Source organism: Sphingomonas sp. 10B4 (genome assembly GCF_035019905.1).
GTDB classification, from domain to species: Bacteria; Pseudomonadota; Alphaproteobacteria; order Sphingomonadales; family Sphingomonadaceae; genus Sphingomonas; species Sphingomonas glacialis.
This window is the reverse complement of sequence record NZ_JASJVC010000275.1, coordinates 1-279: the sequence shown is the minus strand read 5'-3', so window position 1 is coordinate 279 and position 279 is coordinate 1. Positions and strand designations below refer to the sequence as shown.

1 protein-coding gene is annotated in these 279 nt (G+C 54.1%); it reads right to left on the bottom strand.

Features of this window, described 5'->3' with window-relative positions; translation table 11 throughout:
- Positions 1-261, bottom strand: a 261-nt coding sequence (locus QN347_RS19790) for a hypothetical protein (RefSeq protein ID WP_323494394.1), incomplete at its 3' end; no start/stop codon positions are given.
- Positions 262-279 lie beyond the last annotated feature (18 nt).

Here is a 279-nt window from a genome sequence, read left to right as displayed (position 1 = left end):
AGATTCGACTTCACCAACCACATCGGCCGCATCGCCACCCGAGCCGGCATACGCCTTGGCAATCAAATCATTGAGCAATTCCGGCGCCAACAGCGTCAGTTTGACCTTACCGAATTTACGACCGACTTCAGCAATCGCCGCGGCCGAAGTTTTTTCCGATACCGACAACTCTACCGGCGCGTGCACAGCCGTGCTGTCGCGACTGGCCAAGATTAAAAAATCCCGCGCAAACCCATAGGGCAATAAGCGATGTTCGAGCATGGCTTATTTACTTCCTGC